A 2160-nucleotide genomic window follows, 5' to 3' on the forward strand; every position below is an offset into this window, starting at 1 on the left:
ATTGAGCACAATCCCACTTCACTGACCAAAGAACAGAACCGAATGAATTCAAAGCCAGTGTGGAGACGGTTTCCGGCCATGTTCAACCTGAACGACGGCCGCTGGGGCCGGGGCGACGATTCCTCGTCCAACGGTGACCGTCCCGCCGCCCATCGCCCCGATGGCGAGCCGCCGGCGCCGCCGCCCTCGGGCAACAACAACCGTCCGCGCGGGCAGGGCCCGAACCAGGGTCCGCCGGACCTCGACGAACTCTGGCGCGACTTCAACCGCAAGCTCGGCGGCCTGTTCGGCGGCGGGCGCGGAGGCGACAACCGTCCGAGCGGCAACGGCGGCAACGGCGGTGGCGGCGGTCTTCGCCCCGACATGAAGAACGCGGGCTTCGGGCTCGGCCTGATTGCGGTGGTGGCGGTCCTGATCTGGCTCGGCACCGGCTTCTTCATCGTCAACGAAGGCCAGCAGGCCGTGATCACGCAGTTCGGCCGCTACAAGGCCACCGTGGGGGCCGGCTTCAACTGGCGCCTGCCGTACCCGATCCAGCGCCACGAGATCGTCGTGACCTCGCAGATCCGCTCGGTCGACGTCGGGCGCGACACCATCGTGCGCTCGACCGGCCTGCGCGAGTCGGCCATGCTGACCGAGGACGAGAACATCGTGGAGATCAAGTTCGCGGTGCAGTACCGGCTCAACGATGCGCGCGCCTTCCTGTTCGAGAGCAAGGCGCCTTCAGACACCGTGGTGCAGGTGGCCGAAACCGCCGTGCGCGAGGTGGTCGGCAAGATGCGCATGGATGCGGCGCTGGCCGACGAGCGCGACCAGATCGCGCCGCGCGTGCGCACGCTGATGCAGACCATCCTGGACCGCTACAACCTGGGCGTCGAGATCGTGGCGATCAACCTGCAGCAGGGCGGCGTGCGCCCGCCCGAGCAGGTGCAGGCCGCGTTCGACGACGTGCTCAAGGCCGGCCAGGAGCGCGAGCGGATCAAGAACGAGGCGCAGGCCTACGCCAACGACGTGGTGCCGCGCGCCACCGGCACCGGCTCGCGGCTCAAGGAAGAGTCGGAGGCCTACAAGGCGCGGATCGTCGCGCAGGCGCAGGGCGACGCGCAGCGCTTCAGCTCCGTGCTCAGCGAATACCAGAAGGCGCCGCAGGTCACGCGCGACCGCATGTACACCGACGCCATGCAGCAGATCTACAGCAGCACCAGCAAGATCCTGGTCGACTCCAAGCAGAACTCGAACCTGCTGTACCTGCCGCTCGACAAGCTGATGCAGCAGACCGGCGCCGGCGCGCCGGCCGATGCCGCCAGCCCCGCCGCCGCGGGCACGGCCGCGCCGCAGTCGTCGGGGACGCCGGTGGCGCCGTCCGCCGGCGATGCCCGCGCCCGCGATGGCCGTTCGCGCGATCGCGACGTGCGCTGAGGACTGAAAGCATATGAACAGAATCGGATTCATCGTCTCGTCGGTCCTGGTGGCGCTCGCGCTGCTGAGTTCGACGCTCTTCGTGGTCGACCAGCGCCAGTTCGGCGTCGTCTACGCGCTCGGCCAGATCAAGGAAGTGATCACCGAGCCGGGCCTGAACTTCAAGCTGCCGCCGCCGTTCCAGAACGTCTCGTACATCGACAAGCGGCTGCTGACGCTGTCCAGCCTGGACCCGGAGCCGATGCTCACGGCCGAGAAGCAGCGCGTGGTGATCGACTGGTACGTGCGCTGGCGCATCAGCAACCCGTCGGAGTACATCCGCAACGTCGGCCTCGACGAGAACGCCGGCGCGGTGCAGCTCAACCGGGTGGTGCGCAACGCCTTCCAGGAGAACATCAACAAGCGCACCGTGCGCGACCTGATCTCGACGCGCCGCGATGCGCTGATGGCCGACGTCCAGCGCGAGGTGCTGGCGGTGGTGAAGGGGGCCAACAAGCCGTGGGGCGTGGACATCGTCGACGTGCGCATCACGCGGGTCGACTATGTGGAAGCGATCACCGAATCGGTCTACCGCCGCATGGAGGCCGAGCGCAAGCGGGTGGCCAACGAGCTGCGTTCCACCGGCTTCGCCGAGGGCGAGAAGATCCGCGCCGACGCCGACCGCCAGCGCGAGGTGATCGTTGCCAATGCCTACCGCGACGCCCAGAAGATCAAGGGCGAGGGCGACGGCCGCGCCGCCGG

Annotated in this window: 2 protein-coding genes; both read left to right on the top strand. The window is 68.3% G+C overall.

The window, feature by feature from the left end; genetic code table 11:
• Positions 1–78: 78 nt before the first annotated feature.
• The gene (hflK, locus tag AB4Z46_RS35205; RefSeq protein WP_442288190.1) at positions 79–1419 is read left to right on the top strand and encodes an FtsH protease activity modulator HflK; all 1341 of its coding nucleotides are present in this window, start codon (positions 79–81) and stop codon (positions 1417–1419) included.
• Positions 1420–1432: 13 nt separating this feature from the next.
• A partial coding sequence (hflC, locus tag AB4Z46_RS35210) for a protease modulator HflC (protein ID WP_442288191.1) occupies positions 1433–2160 on the top strand: 728 nt, incomplete at its 3' end.

Origin of the sequence: Variovorax sp. M-6 (assembly GCF_052114385.1) — a bacterium.
Taxonomy (GTDB): Bacteria; Pseudomonadota; Gammaproteobacteria; order Burkholderiales; family Burkholderiaceae_C; genus Variovorax.

Coding starts and splice junctions, on each gene's coding strand:
- hflK (WP_442288190.1), top strand. CDS start 79: ATGTTCAACCTGAACGACGGCCGCTGGGGCCGGGGCGACGATTCCTCG.